Below are 25,462 nucleotides of genomic sequence, written 5' to 3'. Positions count from 1 at the left end.
CACGATGGGCAAGTACGTGAAGAAGACCTCGCGGCGTCGGTACGACGAACGACATTTCTCTATCAGGTCGGTGCATCGCGAACCACCCGATCTGCACAAGCTGTCGGAGATGCTGATCCGTCTCACCTTGCAGGAGATCGGAGAATCACGAGCCAGTCGCCGCGCCGACGAGGTTCCCGAGACCTACCGAGAACCCACCCCCGTCGAAACAAGAAACGAGTACGGACCGCCGCAGGCCTGAGCATCCCGGCCCCCAACCATCGTCATCAGCATTCGCGCCTGCCGCTCACGAAGCGGCAGGCGCGAACTCATGCGGCAGGCTCGACGGCAGGGAGCCATCAGGTGATCGACTCGGATAGCTCCAGCCACCGCTCTTCGAGTTCGGCGACCTCATCCTCCGCTTGGCGAAGCTCATCAGTATGGCCTTGCAGGCCCTCGTAGTCGCTCTGATCGTGATCGGCGAGACGCTGATGGATGCGGTCGATAATTCCCGACAGCTTCTCCAACCGACGCTCGACCGCGCCGATCTCCTTCTGCACCGCCCGGCGCTCCGCACCCGACAACTCCGAAGACGAAGACGACGACGTCTTCTGTTCGGCGGCCTGGGCGCTCATCGGCGACGGTGTCACGGCCTGCTGCTCCTGCGCGGCTCGCAGCCGCAGGTACTCATCCACCCCGCCCGGCACATGCCGCAGCCCGCCATCGAGGATCGCGTACTGCTGATCCGTGACCCGCTCCAGCAGGTAGCGGTCGTGCGAGACCACTATCAACGTGCCCGGCCAGGAGTCCAGCAGGTCCTCCAGCGCCGCGAGCATGTCCGCATCAACATCGTTCGTCGGCTCATCGAGAAGCAGCAGGTTCGGCTCGCTGAGCAACAGCATCAGCAGCTGCAGCCGCCGCTTCTGACCGCCGGAGAGGTCATCGACCCGTGCCGAGAGGTGTTCGCGGGCGAAGCCGAGCCGTTCCAGCAGCTGCGCCGGGGTGAGGTCCTTGCCGTCGATCTGGAACGTGGTCTTGGTGCGGGCCAGGACCTCGCGCACCCGGTCACCGCCGATATCAGCGAGCTGGGAGAACTGCTGATCGAGGATACCGACCTGCACCGTCTTACCCCGCTTGACCCGGCCCTCGGTCGGCTCCAGCGTGCCGCAGATCAGCCCGAGCAGCGTGGACTTGCCCGCACCGTTCGCGCCGAGGACGCCGGTTCGCTCACCTGGAGCGATCCGCCAGGTCACGTCATCGAGAACCTTCCGATCCCCGAAGGTCACGCTCACGTCTTCCAGATCCACGACCTGCTTGCCCAACCGGGCCACCGCGACGCGCTGCAGCTCGATGGGGTTGCGCACCGGCGGCACGTCAGCGATCAGCTCGTTGGCCGCGTCGATCCGGAACTTCGGCTTCGACGTCCGCGCCGGAGCACCCCGCCGCAGCCAGGCCAGCTCCTTGCGCATGAGGTTCTGCCGCTTGCTCTCGGCCGCCGCCGCCATCCGGTCCCGCTCGACCCGCTGGAGCACGTACGCGGCATAGCCGCCCTCGAACGGCTCGACCGTGCCGTCGTGCACCTCCCAGGTCTCGGTGCAGACCTCATCGAGGAACCAGCGATCGTGCGTGATGACCAGCAGCCCGCCGCTGTTCTTGGGCCAGCGTCGCTTCATGTGCTCAGCCAGCCAAGCGATGCCCTCCACATCAAGATGGTTCGTAGGCTCATCTAGCGCGATGAGCTCGTAGTCACCCACCAGCAAGGCGGCGAGGGCTACGCGGCGCCGCTGACCTCCGCTGAGCCGGCCGATCACCGCATCCCAGGAGATGTCCGAGACCAGCCCGCCGATCACGTCGCGGATGCGGGCATCGCTGGCCCACTCATGCTCCGGAGCGTCGCCGACGATCGAGTACCCGACCGTGGCCTCCGGATCGAGGTCGTCACTCTGACCGAGCACGCCGAACCGCACGCCGCCGCGCCGGGTGACCCGGCCGGCCTGCGGCTCGATCTGCCCCGAGAGCATCCCCAGCAGGCTCGATTTGCCGTCGCCGTTGCGACCGACGATCCCGATCCGGTCGCCCTCCTCGATCCCGACCGAGAGCGAGTCGAAGACCACCCGCGTCGGGTACTCCAAGTGCAGCCCTTCGGCCCCCAGCAGCGGTGTAGCCATCAGCGACCACCTCTCCCGACCGGCACGGTGCGACACGGCACGACAGACCGCCTCCCACGGGCCCGACGTCGAGTATCAGGGCGTGACGTCGCCCTGCCACGACGGTAGAATCGAGGTGTCCGGAACGAACAACCCATCGAATTGTTGGGTTCGTCGAGGATGATGACATTGGGTTCGGACATCAGGAGCATGAGGAGCTGGAGACGTCGCTTCTGGCCCCCGGAGAGGTCGTCGACTCGGGCCGAGAGGTGCTCCGTGGCGAACCCCAAGCGCTCGAGCAGCTGTGCCGGGGTGAAGTCCCTGCCCTCGATCGTGAACGTCGTCTTCGCCTCGGCGAGGACCTCGCGCACCCGCCTGCCGCCGATCCGGGCGAGATCGGCGAACTGCTGATCGAGGACGCCGACCTTGACGGTCTTGCCGCGTTTGACCCGCCCCGCGGTCGGTTCGAGCGTGCCGGCGACGAGCCCGAGCAGCGTCGACTTCCCGGCGCCGTTGGGACCGAGGATGCCCGTGCGTTCGCCGGGACCGATGCGCCACGTGACGTCGTCGAGGACGTCACGGTCACCGAAGTGGACGGACACGTCCTCGAGGTCGACGACGTCCTTGCCGAGCCTGGCCGTGGCCATCTTCTTCAGTTCGATGGGATTGCGGACCTCGGGCACATCGGCGATGAGCTGATTGGCCGCCTCGATGCGGAACTTCGGCTTCGACGTCCGGGCGGGAGCTCCGCGGCGCAGCCACGCGAGCTCCTTGCGCATGAGGTTCTGCCGCTTCGCCTCGGTGGCCGCGGCGATCCGGTCGCGTTCGACGCGCTGGAGCACGTAGGCGGCGTACCCGCCTTCGAAGGGCTCGACGATCCGGTCGTGAACCTCCCACGTCTTCGTGCACACCTCGTCGAGGAACCATCGATCGTGGGTGACGAGGAGAAGGGCACCGGAGTTCTTCGGCCACCGGTTCCTCAGGTGCCGTGCCAGCCAGGCGATGCCGTCGACGTCGAGGTGGTTCGTCGGCTCGTCGAGGATGATGAGGTCCCAGTCCTCGACGAGGAGGGCCGCGAGAGCCACGCGCCGCCGCTGGCCGCCGGAGAGGCTGCCGATCCGCGCCTCCCAGGGCAGGTCGGCGATGAGGCCTGAGATGATGTCGCGGATCTTCGCGTCCCCGGCCCACTCGTAGTCGGCCTTGTCGCCGACGACGGAGAATCCCACGGTCGCCTCGTCGTCGAGCTCGTCGCGCTGGGTGAGCATGCCGAGCCGCAGGCCCCCGCGGTAGGTGACGCGTCCGGAGTCGGGGGTGATCGTGCCGGCGAGCATCCCGAGCAGCGAGGATTTGCCGTCGCCGTTGCGCCCGACGATGCCGATCATGTCCCCGGTGTCGACGCCGAGGGTGACCGAATCGAAGACGATGCGCGTGGGAAATTCGAGGTGCAGGGCTTCGGCCCCGAGAAGATGTGCCATAACGCCCACCAGCCTAGAGCACCGCGGCACGCCCCACCGTGATCGGCCCGTGAGGCGGCACAGCGGCCCCTGTCGGACGCACTGCAACTGTGACTGTTGATTGCGTTTTCATATCGGTGTCGCGGATTCGCGTGCTACGCGCGCGGGAGACGTGGCTCACGTGCATTAGACTGGCCGAAAACTCATCGAAATGTGACCGATCGCCCAGTCGTCTCACAGTTTCGCGATGAGTCGGCCGGCGGTCCACCGCCGACGCCAGTGTTGGTCCTTCGAGAAAAGAGTAGACCTTGAAAAAGCTCGCATCAGCGGTGTCGATGATCGCCGCATCCGCCCTCGTGCTCTCCGCCTGCGGCTCCGGCGGCAGCGGCAGCGACTCCAGTGCCGGCGGGGACTACCTCACCTGCATGGTCTCCGACTCCGGCGGCTGGGACGACCAGTCGTTCAACCAGTCGGGCCGTGCCGGTCTCGACGCGGCAACGGAGAATCTCGGCGTTCAGCAGCAGGTCGCCGAATCCCAGGGCGACGCGGACTTCACCCCGAACGTCGACAACATGGTCCAGCAGGGCTGCAACCTCACCTTCGGCGTCGGCTTCCTCCTCGAGGATGCGATCCAGACCGCCGCTGAGGCCAACCCCGACCTCAACTTCGCCCTCATCGACTCGACGTTCTCCGACCCCGACGGCAACCCGGTCGAGATCGACAACGCGAAGCCGCTCGTCTTCAACACCGCCGAGGCCGCGTACCTCGCCGGCTACGTCTCCGCAGCGATGTCGAAGTCCGGCAAGGTCGGCACGTTCGGCGGCATCCAGATCCCGTCGGTCACCGTCTTCATGGACGGCTTCGCCGACGGCGTGCAGAAGTTCAACGACGACAACGGCAAGAACGTCGAACTCCTCGGCTGGAACAAGGACAGCCAGCAGGGATCGTTCTCCGGTGACTTCGAGAACCAGGGTCAGGGCCAGGAGCTGACGAAGCAGCTGATCTCCCAGGGCGCCGACGTCGTCATGCCCGTCGCCGGTCCCGTCGGCCTCGGTGCCGCAGCCGCGGCGAAGGAAGCCGGCGACGTCAAGCTCGTCTGGGTCGACACCGACGGCTACAACTCGACCGAATACGGTGACATCATCCTCACCTCGGTGGTCAAGGAGATCGCCAACGCCGTCGAGGACACCGTCAAGCAGGGCGTCGACGGCAACTTCACCTCCGAGCCCTACGTCGGCACGCTCGAGAACGAAGGTGTGGGACTGGCTCCCTACCACGACTTCGACGGCGAGGTCCCCGAGGACGTCAAGACGAAGGTCGAGGAGCTCAAGAAGCAGATCATCGACGGCACCATCACGGTCGAGTCGGAGAACTCGCCCAAATAATCACCTGGGTTAAACTGCAGGGTCGAAGTCTTTCGGCCCTGCAGTTTTCAAGTTTGTGAGGAGTGCTGCGAGCAGTGAAACTCGAGCTTCGCGGGTTGACGAAGGTGTTCGGATCATTCGTCGCCAACGACCACATCGATCTCACCGTCGAACCGGGCGAGATCCACGCCCTTCTCGGTGAGAACGGCGCCGGCAAGTCGACGATGATGAACGTCCTCTACGGCCTCTACGACCCCGATGGGGGAGAGATCCTCATCGACGACAAGCCGGTGAGCTTCGCCGGACCCGGCGATGCCGTGGCCGCCGGCATCGGCATGGTCCACCAGCACTTCATGCTCGTGCCGGTCTTCACCGTCGCCGAATCCGTCGCGCTCGGCTACGAACCGACGAAGGGTCTCGGCCTCATCGACGTCGCCGAGGCGCGGAGGAAGGTCACGGAGATCTCCGCGCGGTTCGGGTTCAACATCGACCCCGACGCCCTCATCGAGGATCTGCCGGTCGGCGCGCAGCAGCGGGTCGAGATCATCAAGGCACTGTCCCGCGACGCGGAGATCCTCATCCTCGACGAGCCCACTGCCGTGCTCACCCCGCAGGAGACCGACGAGCTCATCTCGATCATGCGCCAGCTCAAGGAGCAGGGCACGTCGATCGTCTTCATCACCCACAAGCTCCGCGAGGTCCGCGCGATCGCGGATTCGATCACCGTCATCCGCCGCGGCAAGATTGTCGGGGAGGCCTCCCCGGACTCCACCGAGGCGGAGCTCGCCAGCCAGATGGTCGGACGCAACGTGTCCCTGACGACGGACAAGAGCCCTGCCGACCCGGGTGAGGCGACGTTCCAGGTGCGCGGTCTCACCGTCGTCGACCGGGCCGAGAACGTCGTCGTCGACGATGTCAGCTTCGATGTCCGTCGCGGCGAGATCCTCGCGATCGCCGGTGTCCAGGGCAACGGCCAGACCGAGCTCGCCGAGACGATCATCGGGCTGAGCGAACCGCGCCTGGGCACGATCACCCTCGACGGGAAGAACCTCGTCGGCACGTCCGTCAAGGACCGGTTGGGCGACGGCATCGGCTTCGTGCCCGAGGACCGGTCGACCGACGGCATCATTGCCGAGTTCTCGATCCGCGAGAACATGATCCTCGACGTCTACGATCGCCCGCCGTACGCGAAGGGCCCCAACCTCCGCTCCTCGGTCATCACCGCCGAGGCGAAGAAGAAGGTCGATGAGTTCGACATCCGCCTCGGCAGCATCGCCGACCCGATCTCCACCCTGTCCGGCGGCAACCAGCAGAAGGTCGTGCTCTCCCGCGAGCTCGGCCGGGAGCTGCGCCTCTTCATCGCCAGCCAGCCGACCCGCGGCCTCGACGTCGGATCGATCGAATTCGTCCACAAGCGCGTCATCGCCGAACGCGACACCGGCACCCCGTGCATCATGTCTCGACCGAACTCGACGAGGTCTACGGGCTCGCCGACCGCATCGCCGTGATGTACTCCGGTCGGATCGTCGGCATCGTCGGACCCGAGACCTCGCGTGAGGCGCTCGGCCTCATGATGGCCGGTGTCCCCGCCGAGGAGGCGCTGGCCTCCGCAGGCACCGCACCCGAGGAGGGTGCCCCGTCCGACGCCGGCACCGCGGCCGGCGCGACCCCAGACTCAGCGACCACCTCGGCGGAGGAGAGCGAATGACGACTGACATCTCACCGGCCGCGCCGTCCCCGGCCCCGCCGCCGACCGCCGAGGCGAAGCCCGGGCGGCAGCAGACCCTCATCCAGGAGATCCTCTCGGGATCATGGCTGGTCACGGTGCTCGCCATCGTGCTCGCCCTCCTCGTCGGCGGTGTCCTCATCGCCTTCGCCAACGCCGAGGTCATCGCTGCGGCGAGGAACTTCTTCTCCGCTCCCGGCGCGTTCTTCTCCACGGTCTTCTCGACCGTCGGCGACGCCTACTCCGCGCTCTTCCGCGGGGCGATCTTCGATTGGAACGCCCGCACCCCTGAGCGCGCGATCCGCCCGCTGACCGAATCGCTCGTCAACGGCACCCCGCTCATCCTCACCGGCCTCGGCATCGCCCTGGCCTTCCGCTCGGGACTGTTCAACATCGGCGGTCAGGGCCAGGTCATCCTCGGCGCTACTGTCGCCGGTTTCCTCGGCTACGCACTCAGCCTGCCGCCCATCGTCCACATGCTCATCGCCGCGGTCGGCGGCATCATCGGCGGGGCGATCTGGGCGGGCATCGCCGGTGTGCTCAAGGCGCGGACCGGGGCGAACGAGGTGATCGTGACGATCATGCTCAACTCGATCGCCGGCTACCTCCTCGGCTACCTGCTCAAGCAGTCGTGGTTCACGCACACGCAGTCGGCGAACCCGCAGTCGCGCACGATCGACGAATCGGCGCAGATGTTCCTCCTCCTGCCGCTGCCCTTCCGCCTCAACTTCGGGTTCATCCTCGCGATCCTCGCGACGATCTTCGTGTGGTGGCTGCTCGAGCGCTCGACGATCGGCTTCGAGTTCAAGGCCGTCGGCGCGAACCCGCATGCCGCGCGCACCGCCGGCATCTCGGTGGCCAAGGTGACCGTCCTCGTCATGGTCATCGCCGGTGGCCTCGCGGGACTCGCCGGGGCCACGCAGGTGCTCGGCACGGAGGACAAGCTCACCGGCGGGATCGCCGGGTCCATCGGCTTCGACGCGATCACCGTGGCGCTGCTGGGACGGTCGAAGCCGCTGGGGACGTTCTTCGCCGGGCTCCTCTTCGGCGCGTTCAAGGCAGGCGGCTACCTCATGCAGTCGCAGACCGGCACGCCGATCGACATCGTCCTCGTCGTCCAGTCGGTCATCGTCCTCCTCATCGCCGCTCCGCCGCTCGTGAGGACGATCTTCCACCTGCCCGCACCGGTGCTCAAGCGGAAGGAGTCCTGATATGAGCGCACAGACTCTTGACACCCCGACCGGTGCGCACACGAAGGTGGTCGCGCCGATCGCGTGGAAGTACCCGATCGTCTACTCGGTGCTCGCGCTCATTGCGCTGATCTTCTTCGGCCTCATCGGCCGGGCAGGGGATACGACCTTCCGGATCGCCACCGGCGGTGACTTCTTCGCCATCCCCGACCTCGTCGTGTCCGCGAAGGCCACGGGCCTCGTGCTCTCGCTCATCCTCGTCGTCATGGCGGCCGTGAGCATCTGGTTCGCGACCCGCCGGGACGACCTCGGCTCGTGGTTCCCCGTCACCTTCGGCATCGTCTTCGTGCTCTCGTTCCTCGCGTGGGCCGGCGGCGGCAGCGGCGGCGTCATCCCGCTGACCACCCTGCTCGCCGGCGCCCTGGCTCTGTCCGTGCCGCTGATCTTCGGTGCGATGTGCGGTCTCATCGGAGAGCGCTCGGGCATCATCAACATCGCGATCGAGGGTCAGCTGCTTGCCGGTGCGTTCCTCGCCGCGGTCGTCGCCTCGGTGGTGAAGAACCCCTACGCCGGGCTGCTTGCCGCCCCGATCGCCGGTGCCCTCGTCGCCGTGGTGCTGACCTTCTTCGCCGTGAAGTACTGGGTCAACCAGATCATCATCGGCGTCGTCCTCAACGTCCTTGTCGTCGGCCTGACGAACTTCCTCTACTCGACGGTGCTCACTGAGAACCCCGAGCTGTGGAACTCCCGGCAGAAGCTGCCCAACCTGCCGATCCCGCTGCTCTCGGACATTCCGATCCTCGGGCGGGTGCTCTTCGATCAGAACATCCTCGTCTACATCATGTACGTCGTCGTCATCGCCCTGCAGATCTTCGTCTTCCGCTCGAAGTGGGGACTGCGGATGCGGGCGGTCGGCGAGCACCCGAAGGCCGCCGACACCGTCGGCATCAAGGTCAACTTCACGCGGGTGCGCAACACGATCATGGCCGGGGCGATCGCCGGCCTCGGCGGCGCGTTCTTCACCGTCGGCTCCGGACTCGCCTTCGGCAAGGAGATGTCGGCCGGACAGGGCTACATCGCGCTGGCCGCGATGATCCTCGGCAAGTGGAACCCGAAGGGCGCGCTCTTCGCCGCCCTGCTCTTCGGCTTCTCGAAGAGCCTCGGCAACACGCTGCAGTCGATCGGCACGCCCGTGCCCAACGAACTGCTGCTCATGCTGCCCTACATCGTCACGATCCTCGCCGTCGCCGGATTCGTCGGACGGGTCCGCCCGCCGGCCGCCGAGGGCGTGCCCTACGTGAAGTCATGACAGTGTGACGGAGATCGGAGGATGCGATGACGACAGCACACGCGTTCGGGGACGATCCCACCTGGTGTGAGCCGGTGGCGAAGGTGATCCCCGCCGAGGTGACCGAGGAGTCCTGGGAGCTGCTGCGCGCCTCCGCGGTCGCCGCCATGGGAAGGGCCTACGCCCCGTATTCGCGGTACCCCGTCGGGGCCGCGGCCCTCGTCGACGACGGTCGGATCGTGGCCGGCTGCAATGTCGAGAACAGTTCGTACGGGGTGACCCTGTGCGCCGAGTGCTCACTCGTCTCCGATCTGTTCATGAGCGGCGGCGGCCGGCTCGTCGCCTTCGACTGCGTCGACGGCCACGGCACCACGCTCGCCCCGTGCGGGCGCTGCCGCCAGCTGCTCTTCGAACACGGGGGAGCCGACCTCGTCCTCAACATGCCCTCGGGACGGAAGACGATGGCCGAGGTCCTGCCCGACGCCTTCGGTCCCGACGACCTCGGGGCAGGCAGCCTCGGCGAGGGCACTGGGCACCCGAAGCACTGACCACTTCCCACCGACCACCGGAGGTTCACCAACTGTGACCGTAGAGTCATTCGACGCCGTCGACGTCATCGCCGCCAAGCGCGATGGCCGGGCGCTGTCCAAGGACCAGATCGACTGGGTCATCGACGCCTACACCCGCGGGGTCGTCGCCGACGAGCAGATGGCGGCGCTCGCGATGGCGATCTTCCTCAACGACATGGGGTCCGACGAGATCGCCGACTGGACGCAGGCGATGATCGCCTCGGGGGAGCGGATGGACTTCTCGTCGCTGACGCACACCACCTCGGACAAGCACTCGACGGGCGGTGTCGGGGACAAGATCACCCTGCCGCTCGCGCCTCTCGTTGCGGTCTTCGACGTCGCCGTCCCGCAGCTGTCCGGGCGCGGCCTCGGACACACGGGCGGCACGCTCGACAAGCTCGAAGCGATCCCCGGCTGGCAGGCGAACCTGTCGAACGAGGAGATCCTCACGCAGCTCGAGGACATCGGGGCCGTCATCTGCGCCGCCGGTTCCGGGCTCGCCCCGGCGGACAAGAAGCTCTACGCCCTGCGGGACACGACCGCCACCGTCGACTGCGTTCCGCTCATCGCCTCGTCGATCATGTCGAAGAAGATCGCCGAGGGCACCGCGGGCCTCGTCCTCGACGTCAAGGTCGGGTCCGGGGCGTTCATGAAGGACATCGGGAAGGCACGCCGGCTCGCCGAGACCATGGTCGGGCTCGGGAAGGCCGCCGGAGTGAAGACCTCGGCGCTGCTCACGGACATGTCGACGCCGCTCGGGCTCACCGTCGGCAATGCCCTCGAGGTGCGCGAGTCCGTCGAGGTCCTCGCCGGAGGCGGGCCCGCCGATGTCGTCGACCTCACCGTGGCTCTCGCCGAGGAGATGCTGCGGCTCGCGGGACGAACCGACGTCGACGTCCGGGCCGCGCTCACCGACGGTCGGGCGATGGACAAGTGGAAGGCGATGATCCGCGCCCAGAACGGGGATCCGGACGCCCCGCTGCCCGTTGCGTCCGACACCGAGGTCGTCTTCGCCCCCGAATCCGGGGTGCTGACGAAGCTCGATGCGCTCTCCGTCGGGGTCGCCTCGTGGCGGCTCGGTGCTGGACGCGCACGCAAGGAGGACCCGGTGCAGGCGGTCGCCGGCATCGAACTCCATGCCAAGCCCGGTGACACCGTCGCCGCCGGCGACCCGCTGCTCACCCTGCACACCGACACGCCTGAGCGCTTCGAGCGCGCCCTCGAGTCCCTCGTCGGGGCCTACGAGATCGGCGGCGATGCCGCCGCCGTGCCGGACTCGATCGTCCTCGAGACGATCACGTAGGCTTGCGCCCGTCGCCGCTGGCTTGACCTGCCACCGGCCCAGCCCTTGCACCACCGCACACAGCATTCCCGTACACATTCTTTGGAGGACACCATGACCAGCCGCTCCGACGTCGCCGCCATGATCGACCACACCCTGCTCAAGCCGGAGGCGACGCGGGCCGACGTCGACGCGCTCGTCGCCGAGGCGAGAGACCTCGGCGTCCTCGCCGTGTGCGTCTCACCGTCGATGCTGCCGCTCACCGACACCGGTGACCTCGTCGTCGCGACCGTCGTGGGGTTCCCCAGCGGTCAGGTGAAGCCGGAGATCAAGGCCGCCGAGACCGAGCGGGCCGTCGCCGACGGCGCCGCTGAGGTCGACATGGTCATCAACATCGGGCAGGCGATCGCCGGGGACTTCGACGCCGTCGAGGCCGACATCCGCGGTGTCGTCGAGGCGAGCGGCGACGCGCTCGTCAAGGTGATCATCGAATCCGCGGCACTGACCGATGAGCAGATCGTCGAGGTCAGCCGGCGCGCCGAGGCGGCCGGAGCCGACTTCGTCAAGACCTCGACGGGTTTCCACCCGGCCGGTGGGGCCAGTGCGCACGCGGTGGCGCTGATGCGCAAGACCGTCGGCGACCGCCTCGGCGTCAAGGCCTCCGGCGGAATCCGCACCGTCGAGGCGGCCGAGGAGATGATCGCTGCCGGTGCCTCGCGCCTCGGCCTGTCCGGGTCCGCCGCGATCCTCGCGGGACTCTCCGACTGATCGGCACGCCCAGGCGCTCGCGGACCGGCACGACCCAGCGCTCCGACTGACGCGCCGCAGCGCGTGAGGCGCGCCAGTGGATCGTCGGCCGCTCGTTCAGGCGTTAGTGCGGATGCGGGCGCGTGCACGCCCCTAGATCCGCACCCGCGCTTGATCGAGCGCTGGCGGATTCGGGTATATCCGATGTTCTGCCGGTTCTGGCGCACTGTGCATGCAATCTGCATGCAAGACGCGTATGATCCTGTCATGACTGCCATCCAGATCCGCGACGTACCGCCCGAGATTCGCGATCAGCTGGCCGCTCGTGCGCGCGAGAAGGGCCAGAGTCTGAGCTCGTACCTCCGCGACGTCATCATCCGGGAAGCACGGTTCGCCGACAATGCGCGTGTCATCGACGAGATCTCGACGTGGAAGGGGCAGCGGAGCTTCAGCGTCGACGATGTTCTCGATGTCATCGATACCGGTCGGTCGGCCTGACGATCATGATCGTTCCAGACGCCTCGGCGGTGGCGCTGATGTTCGCAGATCCGGAGACCGAACCCCGACGGACCTCGGCCATCGAGATTCTCCGCGGCGATCCCGCGTGGATGGTTCCCGAGCATTGGCGCACCGAGGTGCTCTCGGTGATGAGAGGACTGACGTTGGGAGGAAAACTCGACGCCGCTGACGCTGAACGCGCGGTTGACTGGGTGGCTCGGCTGGTCGTGATGACCGCTCCCACCGGCCCGCACATCGCGAGGATGTGGGAACTCAGATCCAACTTGAGCACCTACGATGCCGGGTACGTCGCCGTCGCTGAATCGCACGACCTGACGCTCGTGACCGCAGATGTTCGCATCGCACGCTCGGGAGTCGCCCGTTGTCCAGTCCAGACTATCGCCTGAGATGGATGCCGAGCTGCGCAAGGGTTGCTCCGTCGACTCCATTGGGTGATTAGGACGCCTCGCTGGCATGCCACCTCGCCATTGCTCGACCATGAATGTCACGGTGCAATACACCGAGACCAGTGACGCTCGATCAAGCGGCAGTGCGGATGCGGGCGCGTGCACGGCCCTCGATCCGCACCAGCGCTTGATCGAGGTGCGCCAGCGCTCTCATAGCCCCCGAGCCGAAGCCCCCGTGCCGACCTCAGAGTCCGAAGTAGGCCTTGAGCTCGGTCGTGATCGTCGCCAGCCTCTCCTGCAGCGACGGCCCCAGGGCGGGGGCGCCGACGACCTCGAGGTAGCACTTGAGCTTGGGCTCGGTGCCCGAAGGTCGGACGATGACCCGCGAGTTCGCCTCCGAGAGCAGGAGGATGCCGTCGGTCGGCGGCAGGCCGTCGTACCCGGTCGAGAGATCGTGAACCTCGGTGACGGGTGACCCGGCCAGCGCGGTCGGCGGAGCCTGCCGCAGCTTGTCCATCGCCGAGGCGATGAGGGAGACGTCGTCGAGGCGGAAGCTCAGCGGTGCCGTCGCGAAGACGCCGTCGCGGGTGCGGATGCGGTCGAGTTCGGCATCGATCGTTGACCCGTCTCTTTTGAGGCGTGACGCCAGCGCGGCGAAGGTCACGGCCGCGGAGATTCCGTCCTTGTCGCGGACGACGGTCGGGTCGACGCAGTAGCCGAGCGCCTCCTCGTAGCCGAAGACGAGGCCGGGCACCCGGGAGATCCACTTGAAGCCCGTGAGCGTCTGCACGGCGGGGAAGCCGTGGGCGCGCACAGCGGCGGCAAGACCGCGCGAGGAGACGATCGAGTTCGCGAAGACGGGCCCGGCGGTGTCGGAATCGTTCGCCGAGGCGGTCGCTCCACCGGCGGTCGCGCCATCGGCGGTCCCTGACGCCGAGGCCGAGGCGGAGGCCGCGAGCCGGGAGGCGATGTCCTCGCCGAGGAGGAGCCCCACCTCGTCGCCGGTGAGCTGGCGGTACCCGGTGGGGGCGGCAGGATCGGGGATCGCCGCGGAGAACCGGTCCGCGTCGGGGTCGTTGGCGATGATGAGATCGGCGCCGACCTCTCTGGCCAAGGCATACGCCTCGTCGAGCGCGCCGGCTTCCTCGGGATTGGGGAATGCGACGGTCGGGAAGTCCGGGTCCGGCTTCTGCTGAACGGCCACCGGGTGGAGATTCTCGAACCCGGTGAGCGCCAGTGCCGCCTCGGCGACGGTCGCCCCGACGCCGTGGAGCGAAGTGAGCACGATCGACAGGTCCGCGCTCGCGCGCACGCCCAGGGCCTCGATGCTCTCGAGGTAGGCCTCGATGATCGAGTCATCGAGGTGCTCCCAACCCGATTCGGCACGCGGCACCGATGCGACGGACGGGACGGCGGCGATCCTCTCGGCGATGAGCGCATCGGCGGGGGGAACGATCTGCGCGCCCGCACCTGCACGAGCGGTGGCCGGGTCCGGTTCGATCGCGAGCAGCGGCCGCTCCCCGAGGTAGACCTTGTAGCCGTTGTCGGCGGGCGGGTTGTGGCTGGCGGTGACCATGACGGCGGCATCGGCGCCGAGGTGGGTGAGCGCGAACGCCGTGAGCGGAGTCGGCAGCTGTTCGGGCAGCTGGATGGCGACCCCGCCGGCGGCGGTGACGACGGCCGCGGTGTCGCGGGCGAAGTCGGAGGACTTGTACCGGGCATCGCAGCCGATGACGACGCGGAAGCCCGGGCCGACGGTGTCGTTGAGGAACGCCGAGAGTCCGGCTGCGGCGCGGATGACGACGGAGCGGTTCATCCGGTTGGGCCCGGCCGCGATCTCCCCGCGCAGGCCTGCGGTGCCGAAGACCAAGGGTCCGGAGAACCGATCTGCAAGGTCGGCGCGCGCGGCTGCGTCACCGGCCTCCGCCTCGGCGAGGATGGCCGTCAGCGACGTCGCCGTCTGCGCATCGGGGTCATCGGCGATCCACGCGCGGACGATGTCGGCGTCGAAGCCCGTCGTGAAGCGGTCGGCGACCCGGACCGGGCTGGTGTTCGATTCGCTCATCGATTCGCTCACCGGCCTCAGAGCTTTCCGACGATGTCGGCGAGCAGCTGGGAGATCCGCGGGGCTGCGGCGGCTCCGGCCTCGATGACCTCGGCGTGGGAGAGCGGGGTCTCCTGGATGCCGGCGGCGAGGTTCGTCACGAGCGAGATGCCCATGAGCTCGAGCCCGGCCTGCCGGGCGGCGATGGCCTCGAGCGTCGTCGACATGCCGACGAGATCGGCGCCGAGGATGCCTGCCATCCGCACCTCGGCCGGGGTCTCGTAGTGGGGGCCGCGGAACTGGGCGTAGACGCCTTCGTCGAGTGTCGGGTCGATCTCCTTGGCGATGGCCCGCATCCGCGGCGAGTAGAGGTCGGTGAGGTCGACGAAGTTCGCACCTTCGATGGGGGAGGTGCCGGTGAGGTTGATGTGGTCGGAGATGAGGACCGGGGTGCCCGGGGCCCAATTGCGGTTGAGCCCACCGCAGCCGTTGGTGAGCACGAGGCTGGTGCAGCCGGCGGCGGCGGCGGTGCGCACCCCGTGGGCGACGGCGCGCACGCCCTTGCCTTCGTAGTAGTGGGTGCGCGATCCGAGGACGAGGGCGTGCTTCCCGCTCGAGGCGATGCGCACGGTGCGCAGCGTGGGGACGTGGCCGGCGACGGCCGGGGCGTGGAATCCGGGGACCTCGGCGGCGGGGACTTCGCTGATCGTCTCGCCCAGCAGCTCGGCCGCTCCGCCCCATCCCGATCCGAGGACGAGGGCGATGTCGTGGGACTCGATCCCAGCGGCGGAGTTGATGGTCGTGGCCGCTGCCTGCGCGGCGGCGGTAGGATCGCTTAAGTCAGTCATGACGCCAAGATTATCAACATCTGACATGCCGCAAGGAGCGCTCACCATGCCGATCAGACCACTTGCCGACGGCGACGATCTGCGACTGAACGAGGTGTTCTCCGACGCGGCGACTCCGGCCGGTCACATGGCCCGGTCCCTGTTCCGTCCGGCCGCGGAGTCCCCGCTGCTGCGGTCGGTCATCGCCGAGGTGGTCCCCGAGGTTCCCGTCGGCGCGGCGGCGATCGCGGAGTCCCCGCTCCACCCGTACCGGGCGTGGGTCAACGTCGAGGTCGCCGCCGAGGAGCGCGGCCACGGTCTCGGTCGTGAGCTCTTCGAGGCGGTGTCGGCGGAGACCGCAGGAACCCCGCTGGAGGGCCTTGACCTGCGGGCTCGGGTCGAGGCCGGCAGCGTGGGGGAGAAGTTCGCCGAGGCGCTCGGCTTCACCCCGCTGACGACGACGCGGGTCATCAAGGTTTCCGCCGGGGCCCTGCCGCCCAGCGGCGGCGGTCGCGCCGAGGACCTCGAGATCGTCTCGACCGGGTCGGTCAAGCTGACGAAGGCGTTCCTCGAGTGGTACACCGCGGTCAACCGCGACGATGCGGTCGCGCCGCTGACGATCGGGCAGGTGAGCAGTGCGTTCCTCTCCGAGGCGGCCGGTGCCCATGGTGCGGCGATGCTCATGAGCGACTCCGCGGCGACTGGTTCCGGTGACGCAGGGTCGGGCAGCGGGCTGAGCGCCTTCGCTGTCTCCTACGCCAGGGAGGCCGACCCGGCTGCGGTCGGCGGGGCCCAGGATGCCGCGGCGAACCTGCACGGGACTGCGGAGGACGAGCCGGCGACCGAACTCATCCTCGGCTCGATGTTCGAGACCCGTGAGGACGTCGCCGACGCCTCCCCTGAGCAGTTCGAGGCGGCCATCGCCGATGCCGAGCTGCTGCTGGCCAGGCTGTCAGTCGACGCCGATGTCGTCATCGAGGTCACCAGCGGCATGCCCGTGGTCTCAGCGCTCGCCGACCGGCTCCTCGCCGCGGGCCAGGCGAGCGAACTCTACCGCTACGAGACACTTTCGGGACCTCCCGCGGACACGCAGTGAGTCGAGTCGACCCCGGAGTCGGTTGATTCGCCCCGCGTCGGTGACCCGACGACCCTGATCGCTCGTGCTCGGGAGTCGGTGACGAACCAGCCCGTCCCGGCGGTGCCGTCGAGTGGCGGCAGGCGGGTGAACCCGAGAGTCGCGAGGTCCTGAGCAGTGTGACTGCCGAGGATGAGCGTGGGTCCGAGCGTCTGGGCGCTCGCCAGCGGCGAGCCGTAGCCAGGAGTGAAACGCAGCGGCATCGTCACCACGTGGAGCCCACCGGCCGTGACGTCGAGCGTCGCAGGCTCCTCGCGATGCGCGTCGTCGTGGATCGTCAGGTCCGCCTGCTCGCACCTGCTGAACGCCCGGGCCAGAGACGATTTCCCGCTCTGCGCCGACCCGCGCACAGTGAGCACGGAACCGTCACGTGCCGGGTCCCAGGACACGGGTTCCCCGAAGGCGTCGATGCCGAGCGGAATCGTTCCGTCCTCCCTCCGTCTCGGCGACGCTTCCCTCACGTCACCCGGTTCGTCGAGTCCCCGCCACCCCGGTGAGAAGGCCGACGAGCCTGCACCACCACGAGGGGGAAAGAGCTGGACGTCGGCGCCGTCGCCGCCGCACTCAGCGGTGCGCGGGCCGACGAGCACGGCACGCAGACGCGGCCACGTTCCGAGGAACCGGTGGCGGGAGAGACCGACGCTGAGACCGTCCCCGCCGGCGCTCGGCGGGAAGATGAGGTGAGAGCGGAACTGGGAGGAGATGCGCAGCCCCGACCGGCACCCGGCAAGGAGGAGCGTGAGTCCGAGATCGCGGGAATGGGAGAGGAGGCCCTCCAACGCCGCCGCCGTGTGATGGTCGAGGGAATCGACGAGCTCACCCCAGTTCCCGCACACGACGAGCGTCGACGGTCGCGCCCGCGCACTGCCGGCGGAACCCGAACTCGGTGGGCGACCCAGATGGTCGAGGATCGCATGCAGGCGCCACCCGGCATGCATCCCGCAGGAGATCGCCGCCTGGTCGATGACCTCGGCGATCCGACCGAGCGCGACGATGCGGTGGGTGACGGCTGCCGACGCCGCCAGCGTCACGAGCACGGCGGTGGGATCGTCGTCGGTGACGACGATGGTCGACCCGTCCTGCGCCGGATCATAGGACCAGTCGATCTGCCGCTGTGCGGCGGGGAGGTCGATGATCCCGGTGACAGGCTGCTGCGACGACGCGCTCGCCGCAGTACCCGGGACGTCATCAACCGTCGGCAGCGGCGGGGGCACGACGGACCGCGGCGCATCGACGGTGTGCGCGTGCGCCGCGGTGAGGAGATTGTCGATGCGGATTCCGGTGAGGGCGGAGCTCGTCTGCACGGCACGACCGGGTTGCCACGGTCGCAGTCGGGGACGCTGAGCGGTCGGTTCAGGCGGCTCGTCGGTGAGGGGAACGGCGACGCGGAAGCGAACGAGCGCGGACCCCGCATCGAGGAGAGCGGCCCCGGGCCGGTCCGGCGGAAGACGCGCGGCATCGGCGACGCTGATGACATCGGAGGAGTCGGCGTCGTCGCGCACGCGCAGGCAGATCCGAATGCTGATGTTCGCCTTCATGTGCCCGGTGACGATGCCCAGCGGCCGTTGGGTCGCGAGGATGAGATGGACGCCCAGAGACCGGCCGAGGGCGGCAAGATGCTCGAGCAGGTCCGCGGCCCGGGGATGCGCGGTCATGAGGGCGTGGAACTCGTCGATGACGACGACGAGCCGTGGGGGAGGGACATCGAGGTCGAGGATGTCGGCGCACCCGCGGTCGGCGAGCAGCCGTTCGCGCCGCGTGATCTCCGCACGGACGGCGACGAGCGCCCGGAAGGCCGCAGCCGAGTCGAAGTCGTCGAGGACGCAGTCGGTGTGCGGCAGCCGTGACAGGGGTGCGAACGTCGCTCCGCCCTTGAAGTCGATGAGGACGAAGGTCAACCGCTCGGGTGGGTGATGCAGGGCCAGGGACAGCAGCCACGACTGGAGGAGCATCGACTTGCCGCTGCCGGTGGTGCCGGCCACGAGAGCGTGCGGGCCGTCGCCGAAGAGATCGATGCCGACCGCCCCGAGAGGTCCGCGGCCGACGGGGACGGCCCCCGAATGCGGCTGCCGCCAGCGGTTCGCGGTGCGTTCGGGGTCATCATCGCAGTGCTCGCCGAGGCCGTGGCAGGGGAACGAGTCGGCACCGGTCGCCGGCATCCCGGTGCGCACGAGCGTGAGAAACCGGGCCGGTGGCATCAGGGTCGCCGTGAACGCTCGGCCGGGCACCGGGCCCTCGAGCGCCGTCGACGTCGTCGTCCGCGCTTGCGCGAGATCGCCGAGGACGAGGGAGACAGTGCTCTTCGGCTTGGGTGCCCCGAGGCGGAGGGTGGTCACAGTGCCCTCGGTCCGCAGGTCGACGCTGATGCGCTCCGAGGGGTGGGTCGCCGCGGTGGCGGGCTCGTCCCGATCGAGCGCGCCGACGAGGTCCGGCAGCTCGCGCACTTCGGCCGACGGTGCCCACGCCCACCGGCGGTCGGCCAGCCAGGCGAGCATCATCGGCAGCAGGTGAGCGCGTTCACCGGTGACGACCACCGCGGTCGATCGCGGGTCGATGCAGATGGGGACGTCGCTGACGACGGCATGGTCGTCGCAGCGATCGACGCGGTCGTCGATCTCGGGTGCCAGTGAGATGCGACTGAGGATCGCGCCGAACCCCAGACACAGGCCCGGGGAGGCGCGTGCCGTGCGCTGTCGCTGCGCGATGAGCCGGAGGGCTCTCGTCGAGGCGTCGTCGATCGCGTGTGCGCGCTCGATCCGGTGCGTCTCCACGTCCCGGGCATAACGGCGCTTCTCGACGAGGTGGGCGATGTAGCCCGACAGGGGCGCCGAGAGGCTGAAGAGGAGAAACCACCACATGCCGGTGAGCAGCGCGAGGGCGATGCCGATGCCGATGGGAATGAGGAACGCCCACCACTGCGGCGGACGGGCCGCGCGCGGTTCGTCGACCGCGTGCGGCGCGACATGGATCGTCTCGCTGCCGGCGGTGTTCAGTGTCCCACCGGTCGGTGCCTCAGGCAGCTGATCGCGGTCGAGCTCGGGGAGGAACACGGTGGATCCGACGAGGCTCTGCGTGCGCAGTCCCGCAGGAGCGAGGCGGAGTCTGACCGGAGCGCGCGAGAGGCAGGGGTCGGCGATGAGGAGGCCGTCGGAAGACGGTACACGAGCGATGAGGGTCTGGCGTGGGTCGATGGCGAGGGTGAATCCCGAATCGGGGCCGGCGAGCACCGACACCGTCGTGCTGCCGCAGCCGCGATCGAAGGCACCGGCGCCGAGGAGGGTGACCGGGTGGAGTCCGCGCCATTGGCCCCACGTTATCGACTCAACCCAGGCCGATGGATCATCGGGCGGTGGAGCGGAGCCCGGGTTGGAGGCGAGGAGATCGTCGACGGTGACAGGCTCATCGATGACCGAGCGGAGCACATCGAGGACGGGCTGCTCGCCGTCGGCGTCGAGGACGTCCGTGCGCACGGCACCGCTGACTTCGACCCGCTGGACGACTCCGCTGACCTTCATCGCATCAGAGTCTGGTGAACCGGTGCCGGTCGGCAAGCCGTCATCCGCCCCCTGTGGACGAGCGCTGAGCGTTCACAGGCTCACAGCACGCGAGTCCATCCGCTGTCCACAGGTTCCGGCACACGAGTCCGCAGGCACGGTTGTCATGAGATCCGCAGTGACCCTCGCGCCAAGGCGGTGGCACTGAGTTCGATGAGTCCGGGAACGAAGGGGGAGAGCAGCGCCGGGGTGTAGTCGGCGCGCAGACGGATGACGACCGAGGCCTCGCCGTCGACGTCGGCGCGGATGCCGACGTTGTCGAGGCCCTCGGGCGAGGGGACGGCCGAGACGTAGCGCGCCGCCGCCCGCTGCGCCGCCGGCGGCGAGAACACGAGTCCGGGTTCTCCGTCCGGGGCGGGTTCGAACGAGTCGGAGGCCGCGAGGGCTGCCGAATCGGCCATCGCCTGGAGTTCGCGACGGGCCATGTGCAGGTCCGTGAGGGCGGCGATGAGGAACGCGAGGAGGAGCGCGATGATGACGAAGCCGATCGCCAGGGGAGTGATCGACCCCTCGTCGGCCGGGCGGTGACCGGGAGCGGTGGACCTCGTCGTCAGGGACATCGTCGACTCATCCGTTCCCGGTGGTCGCGACGACATCGGAATGCGAGGCCCGCATGGTGATGTGCGGGGAGTTCTCCGAACCGAAGATCAGGGGATCCCCGGCAGCGGAATCCGCGTTTCGACGTCAGCGGTGACGAGAGAGCCAGCGCGTCCACAGGGTCCTGAACATGAGTAGGTGATGGTGATGGGAACATCCCGGAGCCCGAAGTCGGTGAAATGCATGGCGGCGACATCCTCGGCGCGCTGCTGCGAGGGGTTAGCGTCGCGGGCGGCGATCCGGGAGGCCGACACCGCCGCCGAGGTCGTCGCGTAGCCGGCCGCCTGCAGCTGGGAGAGCGCGAGCATGAGGTAGACGACGGGGATGAGGAGGATGACCGCGGCGAAGATGAACTCGATGACCGCAGTCCCGGCATCGGGGAGAGCGAACCGGACCTCCGCCTCGGTGTCCTGGGCGACGGATGGGTGGGCAGGGCCGACGGATGGGTCGGCAGGCCCGACGGAGGGGAGGACAGCGGGTTCAGTCACGGTCGATGTCCTCGACGATCGAGCGTCCCCGCAGGTCCCACACCTCGGCGGGTCCCCAGAGTCCGAGCACGGGCAGCGGAGTGCGGACCCGGACTTCGACGATCTCGACGTTCCCGTTGCTCTCGGTGTCGACGGAGATCGCCTCGGCGTACCGTTCGCCGAGTGAGGCCGTGATGAGCTGCGCGGTCAGCCGCCTGCCGTCGCCGGCCGTCTGATCGGCGAGTCCCGCCTGCCGGGCACCGGCGATGGCCGAGTCGATGACGGTGTTGCGGACGTGGATGACCAGACCGATCTGCAGGGCGCCGGCGAGAACGAGGGCGAGCAGAGACGCGACGAGGGCGAACTCGGCGATCGCGGAACCGGTGTCCGTGCCGCCGACCGCACCGTTCTCAGAGCGCGCGCCCGCATCGGCCGTGTCACCGTCGACCGCACCGCTGCCGGCCGCGCCGCCACCGGCCGCGCCTCCTGTCGGCGGGGAGGCAGCAGCAGGGGCATCGCCGCGCTGTGCTCGGCTCACCCGGCACCTCGGACCTTGTTCATCGCGTCCTCGAACATCGAGGTGAAGGCTTCGCCGGCGAGCGCCCAGAGGGCGACGACGAGTCCCGCGGTCATCAGTGTGATGAGCACCCAGCCGGGCACATCGCCGCGATCGGGACGGTCGCCGCGGTGCCCGTCGTCACCGGCGCCGTGCCGGGCAGCCGGTGGGGAGGTGTCGTCGCCGATCCACCCGAGGGTGAGCAGGGTGAGGTGTGTCATGAACCGGTGGAACATCATGTCTCCTTCTTCGTTGCGACGGTCGATGGCTGGGGAGGTCGGGTGGGGGAGCAATGGCGTCGGGGCGGATGAGGACAGGGGAGCGGAAAGCGGCTGGGCGTCTCGGTCAGGGGCTGAGGTCGAGGACGGCGAGGGAGGGGAAGACGGCGAAGATCACGGTGACGGGCAGGACGAAGACGACAACGGGCACGAGCATGCCGATCTCCTTGCGTCCGGAGAGCTCGAGGAGGCGCCGCCGCGACTGCTCGCGGACGTCGGCGGCCTGGGAGCGCAGCACCTCGGCGAGTGGGGTGCCGCGGGTCATCGAAACGGCGAGTCCGTCGACGAACTGGACGATCTCCGGGATCGCGATGCGCGTGGCCATCTGGTCGAGGGCCTCGACGAGGGGAGTGCCGGTCCGGGTCGCCGACAGCGCGGTGCGCAGTTCGTCGACGAGGTCGCCCGAACAGGTCCGGCACACCCGTTCGAGTGCTTCGACGATCCCCTCACCTGCGGTGATCGAGAGGGCGAGGAGTTCTGCGACGGTGGGGAACTCGGCGAGGATGCGGGATTCGTGGCGGGCGATCGCCTGGCTGAGACGCCAGTCGTTGACGATGTGGCCGGCGACCCCGCCGCTGACGACGAGGACGATGACGACGATGGGGGAGAACCCGCGCTGCGCGCTGATGAGACCGGCGAGGCCGCCGCCGGCGATCATGCCGACGAGGATGCTGAGGATCTGATTCGTCCGGAACCGCTCGATCGTCGCTCTCCCGCCGAGGCGGCCGATGCGCAGGCTGAGGGTCGCATCGGTGGTGATGCGCGAGGTCACCCATGTCGTCGCCGTCAGGGCAGCCTGCCGGAGTGCCCCGAGGAGGCCCTCCTTCCGGGGTGTCGGCGGGGCGTAGACGTCGACGAGCGCCTCCTGATCGCGCAGGTACGGTGCGATGCGCGACGACAGGGTCGGGCGCCGCAGCGGAGGCAGGGCGAGGACGAAGACGGTGAGGGCGACGCCGTTGAATGCGCCGAGGAGCAGGAGAGTGAGCGGGTCGGTCATCAGGCCTCACCCGCCTCGGCGCTGCGGTGGAACGGGGACCGGGCCAGGGAGGAGCCCTCGATGACGCGCGGTTCCTGCGGAAGTCGGCCGATCCGCTTCATCGCCTGGTAGGCGAGGAGGGAGACGACGAAGCCCGCGGCCAGGAGGATGAGCCCGGCCTGTGAGTTGTAGGCCGCAGCGGTCTCGGGGCGGGTCGAGAGGAACGCGAGGACGACCCAGGGGGCGGCGACGGCCAAGCGGGCACCGTTGACGGTCCACTGCTGGCGGGCGGAGAGTTCGTTGCGGGTGCGGGCGTCGTCGCGGACGAACTGGGCCAGAGCCCGCAGCATCGTGCCCAGGTCGCTGCCGCCGACCTGCCGGGTCACGCTCAGGGCCGCGACGATGCGGTCGGCGACAGGATCGGCGCTGACCTGGCGGAAGCGTTCGAGGGCGATCGCGAAGGAGCCGCTTGCGCGATACTCCTCGGCGAAGACCTCGAAGAGCGGCCGCAGCGGCTCGGGTCCGCGGTGGGCGAGCGAGCTCAGCGCTTCGGGCAGTGAGAGTCCCGCCCGCACACCGGAATTGAGATGGTCGAGGGTCTCGGGCCAGAGTTCGCGACGCAGCACCTGCTTCGAGCGCGCACGGTGCTGGAGGTACCGGTAGGGCAGCCACGAGGCGAAGAGACCGAAGCACAGGGCGATCGCCCACGAGCGGGTGAGCACGGTGGCGACGACGGTGACGGTGAGGAAGACGGCGATCGTCAGCAGGAGCAGGTGGAGGGGGCGCAGGCGCGGGAATCCCGCACCCGTGAGCATGTCGTCGAGTTCGCGGATCCACCGCCGCTGCTGCCGGCGCCTCGCCGTCTGCTCCCACAGGGACATCCAGATGAGCAGCAGTCCCGCGCCGAGGCAGGCTCCCACGAGCAGGCTCAGCTGCGAGTAGCTCATGCCGCTTCCAAGATCTGGTGGAGGTCCTTGCCGATCGCGGAGAAGCGCTCGCCGAGGTGGCCGAACCCCTGTCCGCGCACCAGCGTCCCGTGCGGGGAATGGAAGAGGGTGTCGAGTTCGATGACGTCGCCTTCGACTCCGCCGGGCACCGCGCAGATCTCATTGACGTGGCGGACCCCGCTGTTGTCGCGTCGCAGGTGGACGACGACGTCGATGCTCACCGCCACCGTCGGGACGACGAACGACGACGAGATGTTCGCCCCGGCGAGCAGCGGAAGGGTCGAGATCTTCGTGATCGCCGCACGCGCGGAGTTCGCATGGATCGTGCCCATGCCGGGCAGCCCCGAATTCAGGGCGACGAGGAGGTCGAGGCTCTCGGCTTCCCGGACCTCCCCGACGATGATCCTCGTCGGACGCATCCGCAGGGCCTCTTTGACGAGTGCGCGGAGGGTCACAGCGCCGGTGCCTTCGAGCGAGGGCTGGCGGCACTGCATCGGAACCCAGTCGCGGCTGGGGAGGTTGAGTTCGAAGACCTCCTCGCAGCTGACGATGCGTTCGCGGGCGGGGATCGACCCGGCCAGAGCGTTGAGCATCGTCGTCTTTCCCGCCTGGGTGGCGCCGGAGACGAGGATGTTCGCACCGCAGCTCACGGCGGCGTCGAGGAAGCGGGCCGCCGGGGGAGTGAGCGAGCCCTGGGCGACGAGGGCGGCGAGGTTGCGGGGCCGCTGGATGAACTTGCGGATGTTCACTGCCGGGGAGGAGCGCGTGATGTCGGGGAGGACGACGTGGAGCCGGGAGCCGTCGGGAAGCATGGCGTCGACGAAGGGCTGTGAGAGGTCGACCCGGCGACCCGAGGTGCGCAGCATCCGCTCGATGAGGTCGTCGAGTTCGCCGCTGGTCAGCTTCGTCGTCGTGAGCTGGTGGACACCGTCGACGGCGATGAACACCTCGCTCGGCGAGTTGATCCAGATCTCCTCGACGCGGGGGTCCTCGAAGTAGTCCTGAAGGGCGCCGTAGCCGGAGAGCTGATTGTCGATGAATCGGAACGTCGCCTCTTTGTCCGTCAGCGGCGGAAGGTCCGCGGTGAGACTGCGCTCGTCGTATTCGGAGATCACCGAGCGGATGACTTCGCGGGAGCGCTGGACATCGGTGCGGGGATCCACGTCGAGGTCTCGGATCCTCTTGTGGACCTCGCTCGTGATGACCTCGGTGGCTTCCACGGTGAATCCCTCGGTGGCGATCGGCGAGTCCGTCGGTGTGAGCGGCGGGCAATAGGTTGTCAATGTATCCGCGAAATTCCCATTTATCCAGACTTTCTCACAATCTGTGGATAACTTCTGGTGACATCGGATAAATGTCATAGATGTAGTTAAGGAGGCGATTCGGTGAGGTTTTATCCGGCCTGATCCGTCCGCCGTCCGCGTCCGTCC

The 25,462-nt window shown here is 68.6% G+C and carries 21 protein-coding genes and 2 pseudogenes; 11 read left to right on the top strand and 12 right to left on the bottom strand.

Features of this window, described 5'->3' with window-relative positions:
• The first annotated feature begins 4 nt into the window (after positions 1 to 4).
• Positions 5 to 241 carry a hypothetical protein gene (locus AC2W7K_RS05120; RefSeq protein ID WP_486005802.1) on the top strand — a complete coding sequence of 79 codons (237 nt, stop codon included), beginning with the start codon at positions 5 to 7 and terminating at the stop codon, positions 239 to 241.
• A gap of 97 nt (positions 242 to 338) precedes the next feature.
• Here the strand turns inward: AC2W7K_RS05120 and AC2W7K_RS05115 are convergent, their stop codons facing one another.
• Positions 339 to 2,147, bottom strand: a complete 1,809-nt coding sequence (locus tag AC2W7K_RS05115) for an ABC-F family ATP-binding cassette domain-containing protein (protein ID WP_162229533.1) — start codon at positions 2,145 to 2,147, stop codon at positions 339 to 341.
• Positions 2,148 to 2,281: 134 nt separating this feature from the next.
• A pseudogene (locus AC2W7K_RS05110) lies at positions 2,282 to 3,601 on the bottom strand (ABC-F family ATP-binding cassette domain-containing protein); the annotation flags it as partial.
• Positions 3,602 to 3,888: 287 nt separating this feature from the next.
• On the opposite strand from AC2W7K_RS05110, the gene AC2W7K_RS05105 reads away from it, so the two are divergent.
• From AC2W7K_RS05105 to AC2W7K_RS05065, 9 genes and pseudogenes are all read left to right on the top strand, one after another.
• Positions 3,889 to 4,965, top strand: a complete 1,077-nt coding sequence (locus AC2W7K_RS05105) for a BMP family lipoprotein (protein WP_232623654.1) — start codon at positions 3,889 to 3,891, stop codon at positions 4,963 to 4,965.
• A 74-nt stretch (positions 4,966 to 5,039) separates the two neighbouring features.
• Positions 5,040 to 6,652: pseudogene (locus tag AC2W7K_RS05100) on the top strand (ABC transporter ATP-binding protein).
• Positions 6,649 to 7,881 carry an ABC transporter permease gene (locus AC2W7K_RS05095; RefSeq protein WP_137826503.1) on the top strand — a complete coding sequence of 411 codons (1,233 nt, stop codon included), beginning with the start codon at positions 6,649 to 6,651 and terminating at the stop codon, positions 7,879 to 7,881. The pseudogene AC2W7K_RS05100 and the gene AC2W7K_RS05095 overlap by 4 nt, the downstream one beginning before the upstream one ends.
• 1 nt (position 7,882) lies before the next feature.
• A complete protein-coding gene (locus tag AC2W7K_RS05090; RefSeq protein ID WP_198499340.1) occupies positions 7,883 to 9,169 on the top strand; it encodes an ABC transporter permease in 1,287 nt (428 codons plus the stop codon).
• 26 nt (positions 9,170 to 9,195) lie between these two features.
• Positions 9,196 to 9,696 carry a cytidine deaminase gene (locus tag AC2W7K_RS05085; RefSeq protein WP_211978902.1) on the top strand — a complete coding sequence of 167 codons (501 nt, stop codon included), beginning with the start codon at positions 9,196 to 9,198 and terminating at the stop codon, positions 9,694 to 9,696.
• A gap of 34 nt (positions 9,697 to 9,730) precedes the next feature.
• Entirely contained in the window at positions 9,731 to 11,020 is a 1,290-nt protein-coding gene (locus AC2W7K_RS05080; protein ID WP_211978903.1) for a thymidine phosphorylase, read from the top strand.
• Between the two features lie 93 nt (positions 11,021 to 11,113).
• Entirely contained in the window at positions 11,114 to 11,767 is a 654-nt protein-coding gene (gene deoC, locus AC2W7K_RS05075; RefSeq protein ID WP_211978904.1) for a deoxyribose-phosphate aldolase, read from the top strand.
• A 246-nt stretch (positions 11,768 to 12,013) separates the two neighbouring features.
• Positions 12,014 to 12,244 carry a FitA-like ribbon-helix-helix domain-containing protein gene (locus tag AC2W7K_RS05070; RefSeq protein ID WP_211978905.1) on the top strand — a complete coding sequence of 77 codons (231 nt, stop codon included), beginning with the start codon at positions 12,014 to 12,016 and terminating at the stop codon, positions 12,242 to 12,244.
• A gap of 5 nt (positions 12,245 to 12,249) precedes the next feature.
• Positions 12,250 to 12,651: a type II toxin-antitoxin system VapC family toxin gene (locus tag AC2W7K_RS05065; RefSeq protein WP_211978906.1), complete on the top strand. Its 402-nt coding sequence runs from the start codon at positions 12,250 to 12,252 to the stop codon at positions 12,649 to 12,651.
• 244 nt (positions 12,652 to 12,895) lie between these two features.
• Here AC2W7K_RS05065 and AC2W7K_RS05060 read toward each other — a convergent pair whose 3' ends face one another.
• On the bottom strand, positions 12,896 to 14,716 hold the full coding sequence (locus AC2W7K_RS05060; protein ID WP_211978907.1) for a phospho-sugar mutase: 1,821 nt from the start codon (positions 14,714 to 14,716) through the stop codon (positions 12,896 to 12,898).
• Between the two features lie 17 nt (positions 14,717 to 14,733).
• The gene (locus AC2W7K_RS05055; protein ID WP_211978908.1) at positions 14,734 to 15,543 is read right to left on the bottom strand and encodes a purine-nucleoside phosphorylase; all 810 of its coding nucleotides are present in this window, start codon (positions 15,541 to 15,543) and stop codon (positions 14,734 to 14,736) included.
• A gap of 46 nt (positions 15,544 to 15,589) precedes the next feature.
• On the opposite strand from AC2W7K_RS05055, the gene AC2W7K_RS05050 reads away from it, so the two are divergent.
• On the top strand, positions 15,590 to 16,618 hold the full coding sequence (locus tag AC2W7K_RS05050; RefSeq protein WP_211978909.1) for a GNAT family N-acetyltransferase: 1,029 nt from the start codon (positions 15,590 to 15,592) through the stop codon (positions 16,616 to 16,618).
• Here the strand turns inward: AC2W7K_RS05050 and AC2W7K_RS05045 are convergent.
• The 8 genes from AC2W7K_RS05045 to AC2W7K_RS05010 all read right to left on the bottom strand — a co-directional run bounded on the left by AC2W7K_RS05045 (position 16,579) and on the right by AC2W7K_RS05010 (position 25,252).
• Positions 16,579 to 20,172: an FtsK/SpoIIIE domain-containing protein gene (locus tag AC2W7K_RS05045; protein ID WP_211978910.1), complete on the bottom strand. Its 3,594-nt coding sequence runs from the start codon at positions 20,170 to 20,172 to the stop codon at positions 16,579 to 16,581. The two genes, AC2W7K_RS05050 and AC2W7K_RS05045, sit on opposite strands and share 40 nt — an antisense overlap.
• A 143-nt stretch (positions 20,173 to 20,315) precedes the next feature.
• Entirely contained in the window at positions 20,316 to 20,771 is a 456-nt protein-coding gene (locus AC2W7K_RS05040) for a pilus assembly protein TadG-related protein (RefSeq protein WP_211978911.1), read from the bottom strand.
• Between the two features lie 87 nt (positions 20,772 to 20,858).
• A complete protein-coding gene (locus AC2W7K_RS05035; protein ID WP_486005801.1) occupies positions 20,859 to 21,296 on the bottom strand; it encodes a hypothetical protein in 438 nt (145 codons plus the stop codon).
• On the bottom strand, positions 21,289 to 21,813 hold the full coding sequence (locus tag AC2W7K_RS05030) for a TadE/TadG family type IV pilus assembly protein (RefSeq protein ID WP_211978912.1): 525 nt from the start codon (positions 21,811 to 21,813) through the stop codon (positions 21,289 to 21,291). Before AC2W7K_RS05030 ends, AC2W7K_RS05035 begins: the two co-directional genes overlap by 8 nt.
• Positions 21,810 to 22,067: a hypothetical protein gene (locus AC2W7K_RS05025; RefSeq protein WP_211979258.1), complete on the bottom strand. Its 258-nt coding sequence runs from the start codon at positions 22,065 to 22,067 to the stop codon at positions 21,810 to 21,812. The genes AC2W7K_RS05030 and AC2W7K_RS05025 overlap by 4 nt, the downstream gene beginning before the upstream one ends.
• Positions 22,068 to 22,176: 109 nt before the next feature.
• Positions 22,177 to 23,106, bottom strand: coding sequence for a type II secretion system F family protein (locus tag AC2W7K_RS05020; RefSeq protein WP_211978913.1), 930 nt, complete (start codon positions 23,104 to 23,106; stop codon positions 22,177 to 22,179).
• Complete coding sequence (locus AC2W7K_RS05015) at positions 23,106 to 24,032, bottom strand: type II secretion system F family protein (protein WP_211978914.1); 927 nt, start codon at positions 24,030 to 24,032, stop codon at positions 23,106 to 23,108. The genes AC2W7K_RS05020 and AC2W7K_RS05015 overlap by 1 nt, the downstream gene beginning before the upstream one ends.
• Entirely contained in the window at positions 24,029 to 25,252 is a 1,224-nt protein-coding gene (locus AC2W7K_RS05010; RefSeq protein WP_211978915.1) for a TadA family conjugal transfer-associated ATPase, read from the bottom strand. Before AC2W7K_RS05010 ends, AC2W7K_RS05015 begins: the two co-directional genes overlap by 4 nt.
• Positions 25,253 to 25,462 lie beyond the last annotated feature (210 nt).

It is taken from the genome of Brevibacterium sp. LAARM2_SD2, assembly GCF_057364785.1.
This window is presented reverse-complemented; position numbering and strand designations above follow the sequence as displayed.

Coding starts and splice junctions, on each gene's coding strand:
- AC2W7K_RS05070 (WP_211978905.1), top strand. CDS start 12,014: ATGACTGCCATCCAGATCCGCGACGTACCGCCCGAGATTCGCGATCAG.
- AC2W7K_RS05115 (WP_162229533.1), bottom strand. CDS start 2,147: ATGGCTACACCGCTGCTGGGGGCCGAAGGGCTGCACTTGGAGTACCCG.
- AC2W7K_RS05120 (WP_486005802.1), top strand. CDS start 5: ATGGGCAAGTACGTGAAGAAGACCTCGCGGCGTCGGTACGACGAACGA.
- AC2W7K_RS05065 (WP_211978906.1), top strand. CDS start 12,250: ATGATCGTTCCAGACGCCTCGGCGGTGGCGCTGATGTTCGCAGATCCG.
- AC2W7K_RS05015 (WP_211978914.1), bottom strand. CDS start 24,032: ATGAGCTACTCGCAGCTGAGCCTGCTCGTGGGAGCCTGCCTCGGCGCG.
- AC2W7K_RS05050 (WP_211978909.1), top strand. CDS start 15,590: ATGCCGATCAGACCACTTGCCGACGGCGACGATCTGCGACTGAACGAG.
- AC2W7K_RS05095 (WP_137826503.1), top strand. CDS start 6,649: ATGACGACTGACATCTCACCGGCCGCGCCGTCCCCGGCCCCGCCGCCG.
- deoC (WP_211978904.1), top strand. CDS start 11,114: ATGACCAGCCGCTCCGACGTCGCCGCCATGATCGACCACACCCTGCTC.
- AC2W7K_RS05025 (WP_211979258.1), bottom strand. CDS start 22,067: ATGTTCCACCGGTTCATGACACACCTCACCCTGCTCACCCTCGGGTGG.
- AC2W7K_RS05090 (WP_198499340.1), top strand. CDS start 7,883: ATGAGCGCACAGACTCTTGACACCCCGACCGGTGCGCACACGAAGGTG.
- AC2W7K_RS05060 (WP_211978907.1), bottom strand. CDS start 14,716: ATGAGCGAATCGAACACCAGCCCGGTCCGGGTCGCCGACCGCTTCACG.
- AC2W7K_RS05055 (WP_211978908.1), bottom strand. CDS start 15,543: ATGACTGACTTAAGCGATCCTACCGCCGCCGCGCAGGCAGCGGCCACG.
- AC2W7K_RS05085 (WP_211978902.1), top strand. CDS start 9,196: ATGACGACAGCACACGCGTTCGGGGACGATCCCACCTGGTGTGAGCCG.
- AC2W7K_RS05040 (WP_211978911.1), bottom strand. CDS start 20,771: ATGTCCCTGACGACGAGGTCCACCGCTCCCGGTCACCGCCCGGCCGAC.
- AC2W7K_RS05020 (WP_211978913.1), bottom strand. CDS start 23,106: ATGACCGACCCGCTCACTCTCCTGCTCCTCGGCGCATTCAACGGCGTC.
- AC2W7K_RS05045 (WP_211978910.1), bottom strand. CDS start 20,172: ATGAAGGTCAGCGGAGTCGTCCAGCGGGTCGAAGTCAGCGGTGCCGTG.